General features: G+C 37.9%; 9 protein-coding genes and 1 tRNA gene. 3 read left to right on the forward strand and 7 right to left on the reverse strand.

What is annotated here, in order from left to right; genetic code table 11:
- Window positions 1-33: 33 nt before the first annotated feature.
- From QM524_RS25440 to QM524_RS25465, 6 genes are all read right to left on the reverse strand, one after another.
- Window positions 34-408, reverse strand: a complete 375-nt coding sequence (locus QM524_RS25440) for a hypothetical protein (protein WP_283346830.1) — start codon at window positions 406-408, stop codon at window positions 34-36.
- Between the two features lie 192 nt (window positions 409-600).
- On the reverse strand, window positions 601-930 hold the full coding sequence (locus QM524_RS25445; protein WP_283346831.1) for a helix-turn-helix domain-containing protein: 330 nt from the start codon (window positions 928-930) through the stop codon (window positions 601-603).
- A gap of 33 nt (window positions 931-963) precedes the next feature.
- A complete protein-coding gene (locus QM524_RS25450) occupies window positions 964-1239 on the reverse strand; it encodes a hypothetical protein (protein ID WP_283346832.1) in 276 nt (91 codons plus the stop codon).
- Complete coding sequence (locus tag QM524_RS25455; RefSeq protein ID WP_283346833.1) at window positions 1227-2597, reverse strand: hypothetical protein; 1371 nt, start codon at window positions 2595-2597, stop codon at window positions 1227-1229. The genes QM524_RS25450 and QM524_RS25455 overlap by 13 nt, the downstream gene beginning before the upstream one ends.
- A 506-nt stretch (window positions 2598-3103) precedes the next feature.
- Window positions 3104-3268, reverse strand: a complete 165-nt coding sequence (locus tag QM524_RS25460; protein ID WP_166552826.1) for a hypothetical protein — start codon at window positions 3266-3268, stop codon at window positions 3104-3106.
- A 154-nt stretch (window positions 3269-3422) separates the two neighbouring features.
- A tRNA-Met gene (locus tag QM524_RS25465) sits at window positions 3423-3495 on the reverse strand.
- Between the two features lie 667 nt (window positions 3496-4162).
- On the opposite strand from QM524_RS25465, the gene QM524_RS25470 reads away from it, so the two are divergent.
- Complete coding sequence (locus QM524_RS25470; RefSeq protein ID WP_283330200.1) at window positions 4163-4522, forward strand: helix-turn-helix domain-containing protein; 360 nt, start codon at window positions 4163-4165, stop codon at window positions 4520-4522.
- 211 nt (window positions 4523-4733) lie between these two features.
- Here QM524_RS25470 and QM524_RS25475 read toward each other — a convergent pair whose 3' ends face one another.
- The gene (locus QM524_RS25475) at window positions 4734-5426 is read right to left on the reverse strand and encodes a LytR/AlgR family response regulator transcription factor (protein WP_283346834.1); all 693 of its coding nucleotides are present in this window, start codon (window positions 5424-5426) and stop codon (window positions 4734-4736) included.
- 1014 nt (window positions 5427-6440) lie between these two features.
- Here QM524_RS25475 and QM524_RS25480 point away from each other — a divergent pair.
- A complete protein-coding gene (locus QM524_RS25480; RefSeq protein ID WP_283346835.1) occupies window positions 6441-12953 on the forward strand; it encodes a beta strand repeat-containing protein in 6513 nt (2170 codons plus the stop codon).
- A gap of 20 nt (window positions 12954-12973) precedes the next feature.
- Complete coding sequence (locus tag QM524_RS25485; protein ID WP_283346836.1) at window positions 12974-15724, forward strand: hypothetical protein; 2751 nt, start codon at window positions 12974-12976, stop codon at window positions 15722-15724.
- The last annotated feature ends 41 nt before the right edge of the window (window positions 15725-15765 follow it).

The following is a 15765-nucleotide window of genomic DNA, read 5'->3' on the forward strand; positions in this document are numbered from 1 at the left end:
AATGATAGTTTTCCTGGTTTAAATTGGTAGCAACTAGCGGACGCTTTTTTTGAGATTATTATGATAGGAAGCACGATGTTTTGAGTTGCAAAATAGGCTTCCTTTTCGTTTGTCTTTTAGGTTTTCACCACAGAAGTGACATTGTCCAACTGGTGTTAGCTCTAAGTCAAGTGAGATAGTTTCTTCGTCAATGTCCTCTTGTTCTTCCTCTGCCTGATATTTTACTACGCCTTTATCAATTAAGTGAGAAAAATCAACGCCTAAATCCAAACAGAGAAATTGTAGCCGTATAGAATATTTAGATTTCTCTGTATTGTTAATACATCCAAGGTATTTTCCGTAAGTGTAGATAATATCCTCACGTAGTTTGATAACTTGGCTATTCGTCAAATGACTGAAATTATCCATTGTCCATGTTGAAGAGTTAAAGATGCTGGCTGAATGATTTTGTTCTTGCAGTCACTTTCTGAGTCCTTGAGAAAGCTTGAGTAATTTTGGGCACTCAGTCTGCTTGAAAAACTGATAATGTTACTTTGGTTTGAGAAATCGACATTAGCTTGTTGCTCCCAACGGTCTTTTAACCTGATAAAAGTGATTCCTCTAGCTTTTGTGATGATGATGTAGTTCATGTGTAGATTGGGGTACATTTGGTTTAATCGTTCCTACAATATCCATGATGTCCATCTGAATATTTCCCTGAAACTGTTGTCTGGAGATACCTAAGAAATCCGAAAGTCTCTTTACAATTTGCGGAGTGACATTCCTTTGTCCCCTGAGCATTTTTCGGATATTTGAATTATCTGTATTCTCTCCGTATCCAAGCTCCTCTCTGATGATGCTGTAGAGCTTTCTTCGCTCAGAAAGAGGCATTTGTTTGTATTTTCGCTTAATCTGGAGTGGAATTGTTGTAGGATTTTCAAAAGCCTTCATGTGACCCGATATTAAGTGTTGTGACCCGTTTTTTTAGAGTGGTGTTGAAAAGACTAATCTTTTTGTTTCGTTGTCAAATCGTGCAATTTCGCCCAAATCTCTACCCGTTTTAGGCTCTTTAGCGTAGATAATCGCAAGGTCAAAGCCACGAAACTTCTTTATCATATTCTCAGCGCTTTCGATGCGCTTATTTAGATACTTATTCTGATAAACTTGGATTGGTATTCCTTTGCTGGTGAACGCAATGTTTGTGCCTGACGGCATTCTGTATTTGATATGCCATTCGGCAGTTCTGATTAATTCGTCCATTGTGATGATAAGTTTGTGTTGGATATGAATGAGTAATATTTTTCTAGTGTTTCTGGGTTAGTTCTTTTTGATATTCTCTTAGCCCAGTAAAGAGATAACTCGCTAATCGAAAGGATTTTACCTTTTTGTCCACGTGGTATTATACCAAATGCTAATGAATTCTTCGCTTTTTCTAATTCGTCCTCAAATCTTACCTCTATGAATTTCTTTTGCTCACGTTTGAGCCACACATGGGCGATGAGGAACCCACCTCTATCACGATACTTTTTCGAGAAGTAGTTAAGTGGCCAGTATGCCTCACGGTCGTACTTTTCATTGTGCTTTTTCACCAAATCTATCTCTGCTATCTTGGTCATACAGAACGTTTTCCAGTGGATATAGCTCTCTGTACCATTGAAGTGCCCAAAGACATCACTACCAATCAATCGCTTGATTTTTACCTCAGTTTCACCGTTGAATTTCTGGGTAGGGTAGAGGTTCTTTTTGGCATAGTTCCAGAATTCTGTGATTAATTGTGCCTTTTCATGTGGCTGAATCGGCTTTTCTTGTACTGGTTTGGTAGTTCTGCTAGGCATTGGTGACCTGTGACCTCCTAGGTGGCGATTGCGGAAGTATTCAGCTCTACTGCTAGAGTAGTTGTCCACATCATCGGGGTCGGCGGCGCCACTGGTTTCATTTTCCTTGTCATTTGTGGAACTTTCAAGGTTATTTTTTTGGAAAGAAAGGTCAAAGGGCTCAATTTGCTTTTTTTCCCTGTCAATTTCCCTGTGTCTTTCCCCGTAATTTTCTTGGGTAGATTCAACATCTACTGCTATATATGAATTGTTTAAATTTATCCTGTCTTTTAATATCGGAAAAGTTTGCCACGTCTGAGTAATTAGAATGTCCTTGGGTAGGGCACTCAAAGCCTTCAACTGAGGCTTCAAATTGACATCACCAAAGGCGATATAAAGGTTTGGAATGATTGTGTATCCCCCTGTCGAATTGTTGTCTATAATGTCAATAAAACGGGCATTTGACAGCCTAGCAAGGATATTGTAGATGTTTCTAGTCTCACATGAAATGAGTCTAGCCAGTTCTCTACGGGTAATGTTAATGGATGGAATACTCTGACTATCAACCCATGTCGATGAATTGACTAGCTTGCGGAACATGGGCAAATACTTATAGAGAATTGCCTCCATCACTTTCTGGTGTGGAGTGCGAAGCTTCGCTGACAAACCTAGATATTGTAGGGCATTAAACTCCTCTGCAAGCGCATGGTATCGCTTGTAGACGTTTGAGCTTGTCTGCTCGAGCGTCTTAGGCATCCTTACGAAGTCTGTGTCAATCGCCGATTTAGGTGAAAATAGATTCATATTTTGTGAAATGGGCAAAGTATCGCCACAGGTTTGGTCGTCACACTACTTTCTGTAGCAGATACTTCAATTTGCTTTTGTTGCCAATAAGGGGTTCGAACCCTCCAGAACGCACCAAATGGACATTCTGACACCATGAAGGGGCATAACTTATTTAACTATACGTTTCGGTCTTTTCTCCTGAATGGTAGAATGACCACAAGCGCAATGACTATAATCAAAATAATTTTCATAGTGAGTAAGGAAAGAAGCTACCACACAAGGTGTGGTAGTCTTTAAAATCTAAATCTACACCTATTGTCTTTAGAGAAAGAACCTCCCACATCAATCTGTGGGAGTCTAGCAAATCACTCAATTCATAAATCCAAACAAATGGATTTATGAAGCCTCTTTCTTATTTAAACCCGTCTCTTTTGTTTTTCTCGATAAAGTGCCTCACCGCAAAGAAAACGATAAATGATGGCACGAATACTTTCAAAAAAACTGCACTCCAATGCGATAAAATACTAATTATCATCCTCTAAATCGCCTCCTACGAAGTCTTTTAATTTGTCCTCCAAACTTGTTCCAGCAATAAAGCTGTAGGCAAAGTTGGCACAAAAAAAGGCAAAGCCCATAGCCATAGCGCTAACAAAGAAATCAACGAGGTTTTCAACTTCAACAGTACTCATGTTTGTAAAAGGATAAAAGTGAGAATGATAAAACTATTTTGAGAATTGTTCCTTAAGCCAGTCTACAGTACACAACAAAAACTCAAGAATTCCGAAAAATAGTAACACTGGAACTAAAAGTATTGGTATCATACTGTAAGATTTTAAGGTTTAGAAGCAAAGGCAGGACTCGAACCTGCGACCTTGAGGATATGAGCCTCACGAGCTACCTACTGCTCTACTTTGCGGTGTTGTTTATGTAATGAATAGACTCTTAATAAATGCAAAAGATAGTACAATCGTGATTGGTTGGAATAGTATCAATTTATAATATGTGAGAACAATATATCGTCAAACTCAACTTAGTGATTTTTATTAGACTTAAATGAGGGTATGAAAATATACAGTTGTCTTAAAGTAAAATGAATGTAACTTTATTTCGATTTGACATTATTTAGGAAATAGAGCTATTCATACAAGGTTTTATTTGACTATTTTGTTTGATTTTCCAACTTTAGTTGTACAAATAAAAATTCTTTCTCACTATCAGTTAAAATACATCGACCATGCAGCTTGTGATGTACTTGTCGATTTCCATACCCAAAAGTACTAATCATCAAGTCTCGAATTGTTTTTCGGTCTTTTCTTGCTTTCAAGAAATAGGCATTTCGTATTTGTTCTAACTCCTTCATTATGACCATTTATTTATAAATTCAAATATTCGAACTATAATTTGATTTTTTTAGAGATTTCGTGTAATTTTCGTAAATAGTTCGTAGTACGTTCGTGTATAACAATTCAAATTTCTAACGTTTTTTCGTAATTAACAAATTTTACTAACAAAATTTTGAAAAATAGTTGATTTTAAATTTTAGTGGTACTCAGAGTTAAATAAAAGTTTGAAAAATAGATTTCATGATGGATAATATAAATCTTAAGCTAAAGAATGCTCTTAAAGAGAAGCACATGACTCAAGGTGATTTATGTAATAAATTGGGCATAACACAAAATGGGTTACGAAAGATGATCGACAATAATTCTATGAAGATAGAGACACTTGAACAAATCTGTAAAATATTAGAATTACCAATGTCTTATTTCTTGGATATTGATATTCAAAATAGACCAGATAGTTTTTGGAAAAGGATGGTAACAGATATGAATGATGAAATTGCAAACTGGAGGCTGAGAGCTTATAAAGCCGAAGAACTACTTAAACAAAACGGTATAAATTTTCATAGTGTAAGTAAATGTGGGGGCGTATTAGCGGCCTAATTTTTTTGGCTTTTCATTTACGTGTTTACTTACATAGTTGCATTTTGCCGATGTAACATCCTCATTTCCAGTGAACTTGTAGTCCATGCTGGTCCACAGAAATTGTCAAGCATTTACGAGAAATTGTAAATGCTTTTTTCTTTTACGGCAAGAAAATAAAAATACCTGTCTTTTCTAAAAAAGGCAGGTATTTTTATTTTGTCAGTATCCCTTAAATAAACTGAATAAATTCACTAACATTTTTTTTGTATGAAAAACCTATCGGAATTACTACCTCATTGATAAAGATGTTTTTATGATCGTATCCTGTTACTTTTTTGATGTTGATAATGTAAGATTTATGTACTCTTCTAAAAATTTGGTTTGGAAGTGCCTCTTCTAAAGTAGCAATAGATTCATTGACGATAGTTGATTTGTTGTCACTGTAAATTTTAGAATAAATCCCATAAGCATTAATATAGTCAAGCTTTTCAAAATCAAACTTCATCACGTGCCTACCTGTTTTGATAAAAACAAAATTATTTTCGACAATACTATTGCTTGTTTTTTGTCTATTTAGCGCTTTATCGATGGCTTTTATAAGTCTATCTTCAGTAACTGGTTTTTTTATGAAATCCATAACTGAATTTATTTCGTAAGTATCGATAGCAAACTCAACGTTGGAGCTCGTTACTATTACGGGAGGCAATTTGGGAAATTCACTTACTAAATCTAAACCAGAACTCTCATGTAGTTTTATATCTAAAAAAATAAGATCATAAGTATCATTACTTAAGCATGACTTTGCTTGATTATAGTTTCGAGCCACGCTTATATCGTACATGGAGAGTTTTTCCAATTGCATACTGAGCGTTACAATTGCGATTTCGGAATCCTCAATAATTAAACATTTTTTTTTGAACATAGCATTTATTGTAATTAGTGTAGTGACTTTAGACTTCAAAAAAGGTCACCGAATTGATAGAGCAATCTGAAGAATTTGGCGTATTGTCTAGAGGATATTTTCTCTACTTTCAGAGTTGCTACATTATTTAGGTCGATTGTTCGGAGTAATTATAGCGATTTGTTCTAATTTGTTTAAGGTAAGCTTTGCTTTTTTAAGAATAGTTCTAAAGTATTGAGTTTTTGTTTCTGCAATATAGCAGTCTGCTCGTGTGTTTTAACTCATATTATAATTATAAAAAAATAATAGTTGAGGCCATCTTTTTTAGTTGAAGTTTCTTATTCTTTATTCCACAAGTTTCATACCTAAATCTCACCTTAGGTTATTTTCCTTTCCACTACTGAATCAAAATTTATTTTAAGTATTTCTTAGTTTTTTATGGGTGATTAATATAAAAATACATTTTTGGTATTCTTTTTGCTAATAATACTATTAAACAATTTGCCATAGTATTAACAACCACCCACTAATATATTTTAATTGACTTAGTGCTTACAAAGGTTATTATTTTGCCAGAAGTAGTCCCCGCTTAAGTTTATGATTCTTCTGTCAGAAAAGATAATTTTCTCGTTTGTGATTATTCAATAACATTTCTAAGCTTTTATCATCTTATTCGGTCCTCATATTTTGCTTTGGTGACTTTTGGGCATTTGTTACGTTTTGTATATGCCATGAATTATGATAAAGCTTAAGTGATCCAGTAGTTGATTTAATAATTTATAGTTTAAAGCTGTCCGCCATGATAAAAACATTACTTTCTTCATTTACGCATTTTTTCAAGAATGAGTATTTCTTGAGGCTATATACATTTCGCTGCGCAATTCAATTCCATCTTCTTCTCAAAGATTGAACTCCTTGTATTGTATCCTGATTGTCAGCACCTCCTTTTGCGAGGTATAAGATATTGTTTCCTTTTATCAGAAAAGGAGCAATGATATCGAACCCTTTTATTCAATTTAACCCCTAAGTAATTAGATGAATTCAACAATTACATTTTCCCACGCCATGCGGAAATTGTTTGGAGCATCGAATGTATTCACTGAATGCCTTAGCTATTTGGGAAATATCCTTACTAATAGGATATTCGCTTTTGTTAGTTTTCAGTTTGCATTGGTCTTCTTTGTTTCGCCTGTTTTAGGACAAAACTGTACAGATTTGTTCTTACTTAACAGCTACGACGGAAAGGTTTATTCTATTTCTGCTCTTGATGGTTCTAAGACGTTAGTCACGACCATGACGACAGGAAAGAGTAACTTGGCCGTTGGCCCGGATGCTTCAAGCCTTAGCTCTACGGTGTTTGTTTCTTCTGAAACAACGTCTGGTTCGACGGTCTTCAAGAACAACACTAGTACAGGAATAACACTGCCACTTGCTTTGGGAGGTTTAACCACCAATCCTCTTACTACAGGAGCAAATGCTGGTTATGTGTATGGTATGACCTCCGATAGACATTTAGCAAAAGTGTATCCTTCACCATCAGCTGATTTGGGGGTGGTTACAGGTGATGCTACTTGGACTGGAGGAACTATCTCCAATGATGCGTTTTTTGACAATACTGGTAAAATGTATGTACCAGTTAAAAATGGAACTGCCAGTTATTTGTATTCAGTTAACTTGTCTACAAAAGTAGCTTCTCAGGTAATTCAGTTGAGTGGTAGTATTCCTGCCAACTTTCAAGGGATTGCTTTTTACAACGGGATGATTTATGCTACAGAAATTGTCACAAGTGCTGTTTTATTGACAACTTATGTTAATGCTAGAATTTACGAAATTAATCCAAATACTGGTCAAGGTACAGTAAAGACCAATGTTCAGCTCGCTTCGTTTTTGGGCTCTGCACCAAATATCAATCTTGATTTAGCTTCTTGTCAATCTTATACTCCTATTACGGCTCCGAGTTGTAATGAACTTTTTGGAGTTGTTGCCTCGAATCATTCAATTTATCGTATAGATTTAACCACCTTGGCTACAACTCTTGTTTCACAAGGTAACCAAACAAACCAAGGTAATATGGCTTTCGGTCCTATTCCTGGTAATTTGAATCAAAATAGATTTGTAACATCCGTAAACGCAAGTAGTGGAACAATTTATACTGGACCTGCTCAGTCAACAACTTCAACCCTGACCTCCACAGGCTTTACTATTGCCTCACCAATTGGTTTGGGTACAGATCCTTCAACAGGTATCGTTTACGGGATTGGTTTAAAAGAATTGACTAAATGGACTGGTTCTGGGAACGGTATCGTTGTAGGTACTATTACAGGAGATGCAACATGGACTACTGGTACAACGCTGAATGATATCGCTGTAGATGCTAGTGGTAACCTTTATTGTATTTTAATGGAAAATACAGCTTCGCATCTTTACAGAATTAATCCTACAACTTTAGTCGCTACAAAAGTAGTTACTGCTTCAGGGGCTTTTCCTACAATGGGTAATGGTGCAGTTGGTAATGGTTTAGCATACCTTGGTGATTTCTTCTATTATTCTCGTATAAATGGTCCTAATACCGATTTATGGAGAATTAATGCTTCAACAGGCGTATCTACTTATGTTGGTTCTGTCAATGGAGTAACGCTAGGCGACTTAGGCTCTTGTGCCACAGTAACTAACGTACCTGCTACTTTCTCATTTAACTGTTCGGCTCCATCAGCAGGATTAGTAGGTACGCCTTTATATGCTAATGGTACAACAGGGCAAACATCTACTTTACGAGTTCCAATTGGTAATGCAGTCAACGGTCAAGCTTCACTTACCGTAACCATATCTGGTGCTGGTATCGTTTCGACTCCATCGCCTTTCACGACTACTATTGCACAAGGTGAAACATTTGTTGATATTCCTATTACTTATGATGGTAGTGGTACTGCAGGTACAAGAACCTTGACAATTACCTCTCCGAACGCATCAGGAACCTGCTCTATTACTATTGCTGTGTCATCCGATGATGCCGATGGTGATGGTGTAACAGATGGTCAGGAAGGTTTAGATGGTACAGATCCTTTGGATGCTTGTTCGTTTGTTTTAGCGAGCCAAACAAGAACTCCTTCTTCAAGTTGGAATACTTCTGACTGTGATGGTGATGGTATCAGTAACTCAACAGAAAAAACAAATGGAACCAATCCTTTAGATCCATGTGATCCTGCTTTGGCTGTTCCAGTAATAAGCTCTTCAAGCTTATTAAATGTGTGTCCTGCAACAACGGTAAATTTGAATAGTGCAGTAACTGGCGCAATTCCATCGGGGTCTACTTTAGTATGGTTTACAAACAATGCACATACTGGTACTGCTTATGCAACGCCTACGGCAGCTACCAATGGTACTTATTATGCATTTCATTATAACGCCACTACAGGTTGCTACAGTGCTGCTTCAAACTCAGTAGATGTATTTATAACGTCTTGTACTGGAACGGGTGCAACGGGGGGACCTTGTAATACAAAATCTCCTTGGACCAACTCGCTTTATACAAACTTATCAGCGACTAGATCAACTGGAGGTCTTTGTTTACCAATAATTTCAGGTAATAACTCCAACTTAGTAGATGCTGATTTGACAAATAATGTGAACTTCAGCTTAACTGGTTTGGGATGTAGTATTACCATGGCTGTTAAAGATAATGATGCAGCGGATACGTATCCAGCAGGATATTATGCAGGTTTCAAAATCGGATCAGCTAACTTGATTAGTGGTAGTATCGCATCGAGTGTAAGAATCGAGACTTATAATAATGGTGCTTTTGTTGAAGGTAAAGACGTTGTAACTAGTTTGATCGGTATCGAGTCTAGTTTACTCGACGGTTCAGGTTTAGCAACAGTAGGTTTTGTAACAACAGCCGCATTCGATGAGGTGCGTATCAAATATACTACACTGTTAGGTACTTTGTTCTCAGGACAGGTTTATTACCCAGTAATCGAGAAATTCTGTGCTCCAACAGCACTGACTTGTAACACACAGACAATCCTTTCTAATACAACTTATCCTGTTGTGATTAATGATGCTAATACAGGTATTTCAGGATTGGCGTGTGTAGGTTGTTCTATTAACAATTCTGAAAACTTAATTACTTCAAGCACTTCAGATTTTGCTACTATTACAATGGCCGCGGCACTTGGTAGTACTTCTTCTATTTCTGTAAAAGATGTATTGACTACTTATACTGCTGGTTCATTCGCAGGTTTTAATATTGCAAACACCAGTTTGATCAATGCCAACTTGCTTTCGGGTATTACTATCAAGACTTATAAAGCTGGAGTATTACAGGAAACATCAACAACAGGAACTTTACTTTCAGTAAACTCATCTTTGTTGACTGGTTCAGGAAATCAATTGGTAGGTTTTGTGACAACAAAAGACTTTGATGAAGTACAATTCCAAATAACCAACTTATTGGGTATTATCAGTACTACGAATGTTTACAATCTAGTAGTACAAAAATTGTGTGCTGGTCCTGCATTGACTTGTGGAGATACCTATCTTGTATCTCCTACTTATCCAGCAGTATTGAATGGAAGTTTGACAGGTATCAGTGGTGCAGCATGTGTGGCTTGTGCAGTAAATAATACAGCCAATGTGTTAGATGTAAGTACTTCAAACTATGCTGACATTATTTTGACGGCGGGAATTCTTAGTAGTGGATCTATTTCAGTAAAAGATGCAGTGACAACTTATCCTGCTGGAACTTTTGCTGGTTATGATGTTGAAAATAGCAGTCTATTAGGAGCTAGCTTGTTTAATAACGCTACCATAACAACTTATTTGAATGGTGTTGCTCAAGAAAGTAATGCAGGCGGTTTGATTTCACTAACACTATTGAGTTCTACTCGTCAGGTGATAGGCTTTAAAACTACCAAACCATTTAATGAGGTTCGTATCTCAATTGCCAACCTTGTGGGGGTAAACGTAGGAACCACACGTGTTTATGGTGTTGTATTGCGTTCTGCAACAACTGCTGGCTTTACAGCTCCAACTTTATCTGGAGGAGGCACTACTGCTGCAATTGCTAACATTTGTCCAGCTGCAACAGCTAACCTAAACAGTGCTGTAACAAGTACTACTCCAGTAGGTTCGACTTTGGTTTGGTTTACTAATAACGCTCATACAGGTACAGCACTAAGTACTCCTGGTACAGCTGGAGCAGGTACTTATTACGCCTTCTATTATGATGCAACTGCTAACTGCTACAGCCCTGCTTCTGGAGCTGTTACCGTAACAATCAACGTTTGTGATAGTGATGGTGATGGTGACTTAGATAGTACAGACCCTGCACCAAATGACCCATGTGTATGGAGCGTAAACCAAGTGTTGGCTAATACTACCACAGCTTGGCGTAATGCAGACTGTGATGGCGATGGTGTGAAAAACTATGATGAAGCTACTGGTCCAGATGGAAATCCTGCGACTACAGCAGATAATACGGATCCTAAAAGTGCTTGTAGTTTAAATCTCACTCAAGTAACATTAGTAGCAACCAGCACAGGTGATTGCGATGGTGATGGTGTAACAAACAAAGACGAAATTAATGGTTTAGATAGAAATCCTGCGACTACAGCAGATAATACCAATCCATTAGATCCTTGTAGTTATAATGTTGCTGATCAAGTATTTGCTAATACTACAACTACTTGGAAAAATGCAGACTGTGATAAGGATGGAAACCCTAATGGTACTGATCCTAATCCAAAAGTTGCAACTGCAAATGCTGATATGCTAACAGCTCCGTTTGGTGTACCAAGTATTGTTAACGTCTTGGCAAACGACGATTTCTTACCTGGGTTAAGTACTTCAATTGCCAAAACAGGAGGAACAGCCTTGGGTACGTATTCTTTCAATAACGTTACGGGAGTATTGACTTACAGTCCAGCACCAACAGAGCCAGGGACGAATGTTACCATCATTTACCAAGTATGTAATACAGCGGTGACGCCACAAGTATGTGCGAGTGCAACGGTGACGATTAGTGTACCTGCTGCAGGAGACTTGGATGGCGATGGAGACCCAGACAATACAGACCCTGCCCCTACAGATGGTTGTGTATGGGGGCCGAATCAAGTATTGGCTAATACCACGACTGCATGGAGAAATAGTGACTGTGATGGCGATGGAGTAACAAACTACAAAGAGGTTACAGGCACAGACAACAACCCAGCTACGACTGCTGATAATACAAACCCATTAGATGGTTGTAGCTATAATGCAGTAGATCAGGTATTGAGTAGTACAAGTGCAGCATGGAAATTATTGGATTGTGATAAAGATGGTAATCCAAATGGTACTGATCCAAATCCTAAAACACCTACAGCAGTAGCAGATGCGTTTACGGCCAAGTATGGTAGTGCCACAGGCTTTAACATCTTAGCCAATGATGACTTCCTATCGGGCTTGAGTACTTCACTGTCAAAAACAGGAGGAACTGCCAACGGAACAGTAAGTTTTAACCCATTAACTGGTATTCTTACTTACACACCATTGATCACAGAACGTGGTACAACTGTTACCGTAATTTATCAGGTATGTAACACAGCGGTTACGCCAAATGTATGTGCTAGTGCTACGGTAACCATTACAGTTCCGGTAGATACAGACGCAGATGGAGTGCCAGATGTAGATGATTTGGATGATGATAATGATGGTATCTTGGATACCGTTGAAAATGCACAACTGAGTGCAGATACTGATGGAGATGGTATTCCAAACCGCCTAGACTTAGATAGTGATAACGATGGTATTAATGATGTAGATGAGGCCAATGGTATAGATATAGATGGTGACGGCATGGCAGATGGTCTGGTTTCCCCAACAGGAATTCCATCGACAGCAGGTTTAGGATTAACACCACCTGATACTGATAATGATAATAAGCCTAATCCATATGATTTAGATAGTAATAATAATGGAGTTACAGACTTAGAAGAAAGTGGTTTGAATCCTAATTTGGATGCGAATGGAGATGGTATTGTAGATTGTACGACGAACTGTGATCCAGATGGAGATGGTATTTTGACACCAGTAGATGGATTACCAAATGTGTGGAAAGATGCTCTATTACCAGACTTAACACCAACTACGGATATTAATAGTTTGGAATTCCTAACAGCAGGTACTCCTAGAGATTTTGTAGTCAATGTGTTTGAAATCAATAATGTACCAAATGTAAGTGGTAGTACGATTGGTTTTAGAGTTGCCAAAATCTCAGGCTTTACGATTACGTATTCAAATACTTCAGGAACATCAAATGTATTTGGTGGAACAGCGAACAGTAATAGCGATTGGACTTTTACAGAGAATGCCAACTTTATTACAGTGACAGCTAAGCCGGGTGTCGTGATTCCACAAAATGGGAAGAAGGTCATAGGCTTTACCGTAGCACGTAAGTCAGGTGTACCAAGTAATACAAGTCAAAATATTACAGTGACTATCATTTACGGTTCAGCTGGTGAAGAGAAAGTAGATAACAACACTGTTGAAACTAAAATCACTGCTAACTAACACTAACTAAACTAGAAATCATGAGACGTATAAAACAACTAATGCTCGTTACAGCTCTCATTACTGGAGGGCTATGTGAAGTGGAAGCGCAGGATGTAAGTATCAATATTCTCAACCAGCCTGCTGCCGTTTCAAAGGGTTCGACTTTGGGACGTGTCACTGTGGATATTTGTAATAATGATGGTGGTACTCGAAATGCTGCTATTGGAAAATTAGAGCCTGTAATTAGCTTTCCGAATTTAATCACTGGAACTTCTGTAGTTCCAGTGACAATCACAGGATGGACTGTTATTTCTAATGATGGTCAAACAATTCGCTTAAGAAATACTACAGCAATTGCGCCGGGAGAATGTACCCAAATTGTATTAGGATACACAGGTGTTTCGGTTGGAGGTCCACTTCCTGTTTTAGGTACTTTACAATTCAATGGAGTACCAACTTTTGGTAACCTACCGGGAAATGACCTTAGTACAACCTCTATTACCGTATTCTTAGATACAGATGGAGATACAATTGCTGATACAATTGATTTAGATGATGATAATGATGGTATTCTAGATACTCTTGAAGATATTCAGTTTTCTGCTGATTTAGATGGAGATGGTGTTCCTAATAGCCTAGATTTAGATAGTGATAACGATGGTATCAATGATGTGATTGAGGCTGGCGGAGTGGACGCTAATAATGATGGTATTGCAGATGGTGCATCTGGACTTACAGGTATCCCCGCAAGTGCTAATCAGCTTACAGGAACAATTCCACCAGATTCAGATTTAGATACTCGCAAAGATCCTTATGATTTGGATAGTGACAACGATGGTATTAATGATATTATCGAAAGCGGTAATCCTGCCTTGATTGATGCTAATGGAGATGGTATTGTAGATGGTACAGACCCTGACGGAGACGGTATCGTTGGTGCTGCCGATGGTAGTGTATCTAGAGGAGATAGCAATGATCCTAAACCAATTAATACAGATGGTACTGATTTCCCTGACTATTTAGATATAGATAGTGACAATGACGGTTTGAGTGATTTATTAGAGAGTGGAATCACAAATGCTGGCTCACTTGATTTAATTAGAGATGGAAGAATCGATATCATCACAGACCTTGATGGAGATGGTATTGTAACGCCAGTTGATGGAAGTGCAAGTTACGGAGATGCGAATAATCCTGCTTTGCCAGATAGTAATACCAACGGCATTCCTGACTATCGTGAGGCTAATCCAGACATAGATGGAGATGGCGTTACAAATGCCCAAGAGATTACTGATGGTACTGATTATTCAAATGGTTGTAGTTATAATCCAGCAAACCAAGTATTGGCTAATACTAGTACAACTTGGCGTAATTCTGACTGTGATGGAGATGGAGTAACAAACTACAAAGAAGCAACAGGTACAGACAACAATCCAGCTACTACTGCTGATAATACAAATCCATTAGATGGTTGTAGCTATAATGCAGTAGATCAGGTATTGAGTAATACAAGTCCATCATGGAAATTACAAGATTGTGACAAAGATGGCAATCTAAATGGAACGGACCCTCATCCTCAAGTACCTACAGCGTTAGATGATGCATTAGTGGCAAGATATGGTTCATCGAGTATTATTAATGTACTATTAAATGATGATTTCTTGTTAGGTGTAACCACTAGTGTATCAAAAACAGGAGGTACAGCAGCAGGAACTGCAGTATTTACTCCAGCTACAGGTATTTTGACCTATACCCCTACCTTGGCAGAACGTGGTACAACAGTTACTGTGACATATCAAGTGTGTAACATCGCTACGGTACCAAATGTATGTGCTAACGCTACTGTAAATATTACAGTTCCAGTAGATACAGATGCAGATGGAGTACCTGATGTTGATGACTTGGATGATGATAATGATGGTATCTTGGATACCGTTGAAAATGCTCAGCTAAGTGCGGATGTTGACGGAGATGGTATTCCAAACCGTTTAGACTTAGATAGTGATAACGATGGTATCAACGACGTAGATGAAGCTAACGGAACTGATTTAGATGGCGATGGTATGGCAGATGGTATAATCTCTGTGCTAGGTATTCCTGCAACTGTTCCTGCTGTTACTGGTCTAATCTTAACGGCATTGGATACGGACAATGATAATAAACCAAATCCTTATGACTTGGACAGCGATAATGATGGCATTAGTGATTTAGAGGAAGGCGGATTGAATCCTAATTTGGATGCGAATGGAGATGGTATTGTAGATTGTTCGACGAACTGTGATCCAGATGGAGACGGTATTTTGACACCAGTAGATGGATTACCAAATGTATGGAAAGACGCTCTATTACCAGACTTATCACCAACTACAGAGATAGATGCTCTAGAGTTCTTGACAGTGGGTGCTTCAAAAGACTTTGTGGTAAATGTTTTTGAGATTAATAACAAACCAAATGTGAGCGGAAGTACAATTGTATTTAGAGTTGCGAAGATTTCAGGCTTTACGATTACTTACCCATCGACTACAGGAACATCAAATGTACTTGGCGGAACAGCGAACAGTAATAGCGATTGGACCTTTACAGAGAATGCCAACTTTATTACAGTGACAGCTAAAGCAGGAGTAGTGATTCCACCAAATGGTAAGAAAACGGTTGGATTCACAGCAACTCGCAAGGCTGATGTACCAAGCAACACAAGTCAAAATATTACAGTAACCATTATCTACGGTTCAGCTGGTGAAGAAAGAGTAAATAACAATACTGTAGAGACGAAAATCACAGCTAACTAAAAAAAGCAAGCATTATGAACATTTTGCAAAAAATAGTAATT

The organism is Flectobacillus roseus (assembly GCF_030056595.1).
In the GTDB taxonomy this organism is placed as follows: Bacteria; Bacteroidota; Bacteroidia; order Cytophagales; family Spirosomataceae; genus Flectobacillus; species Flectobacillus roseus.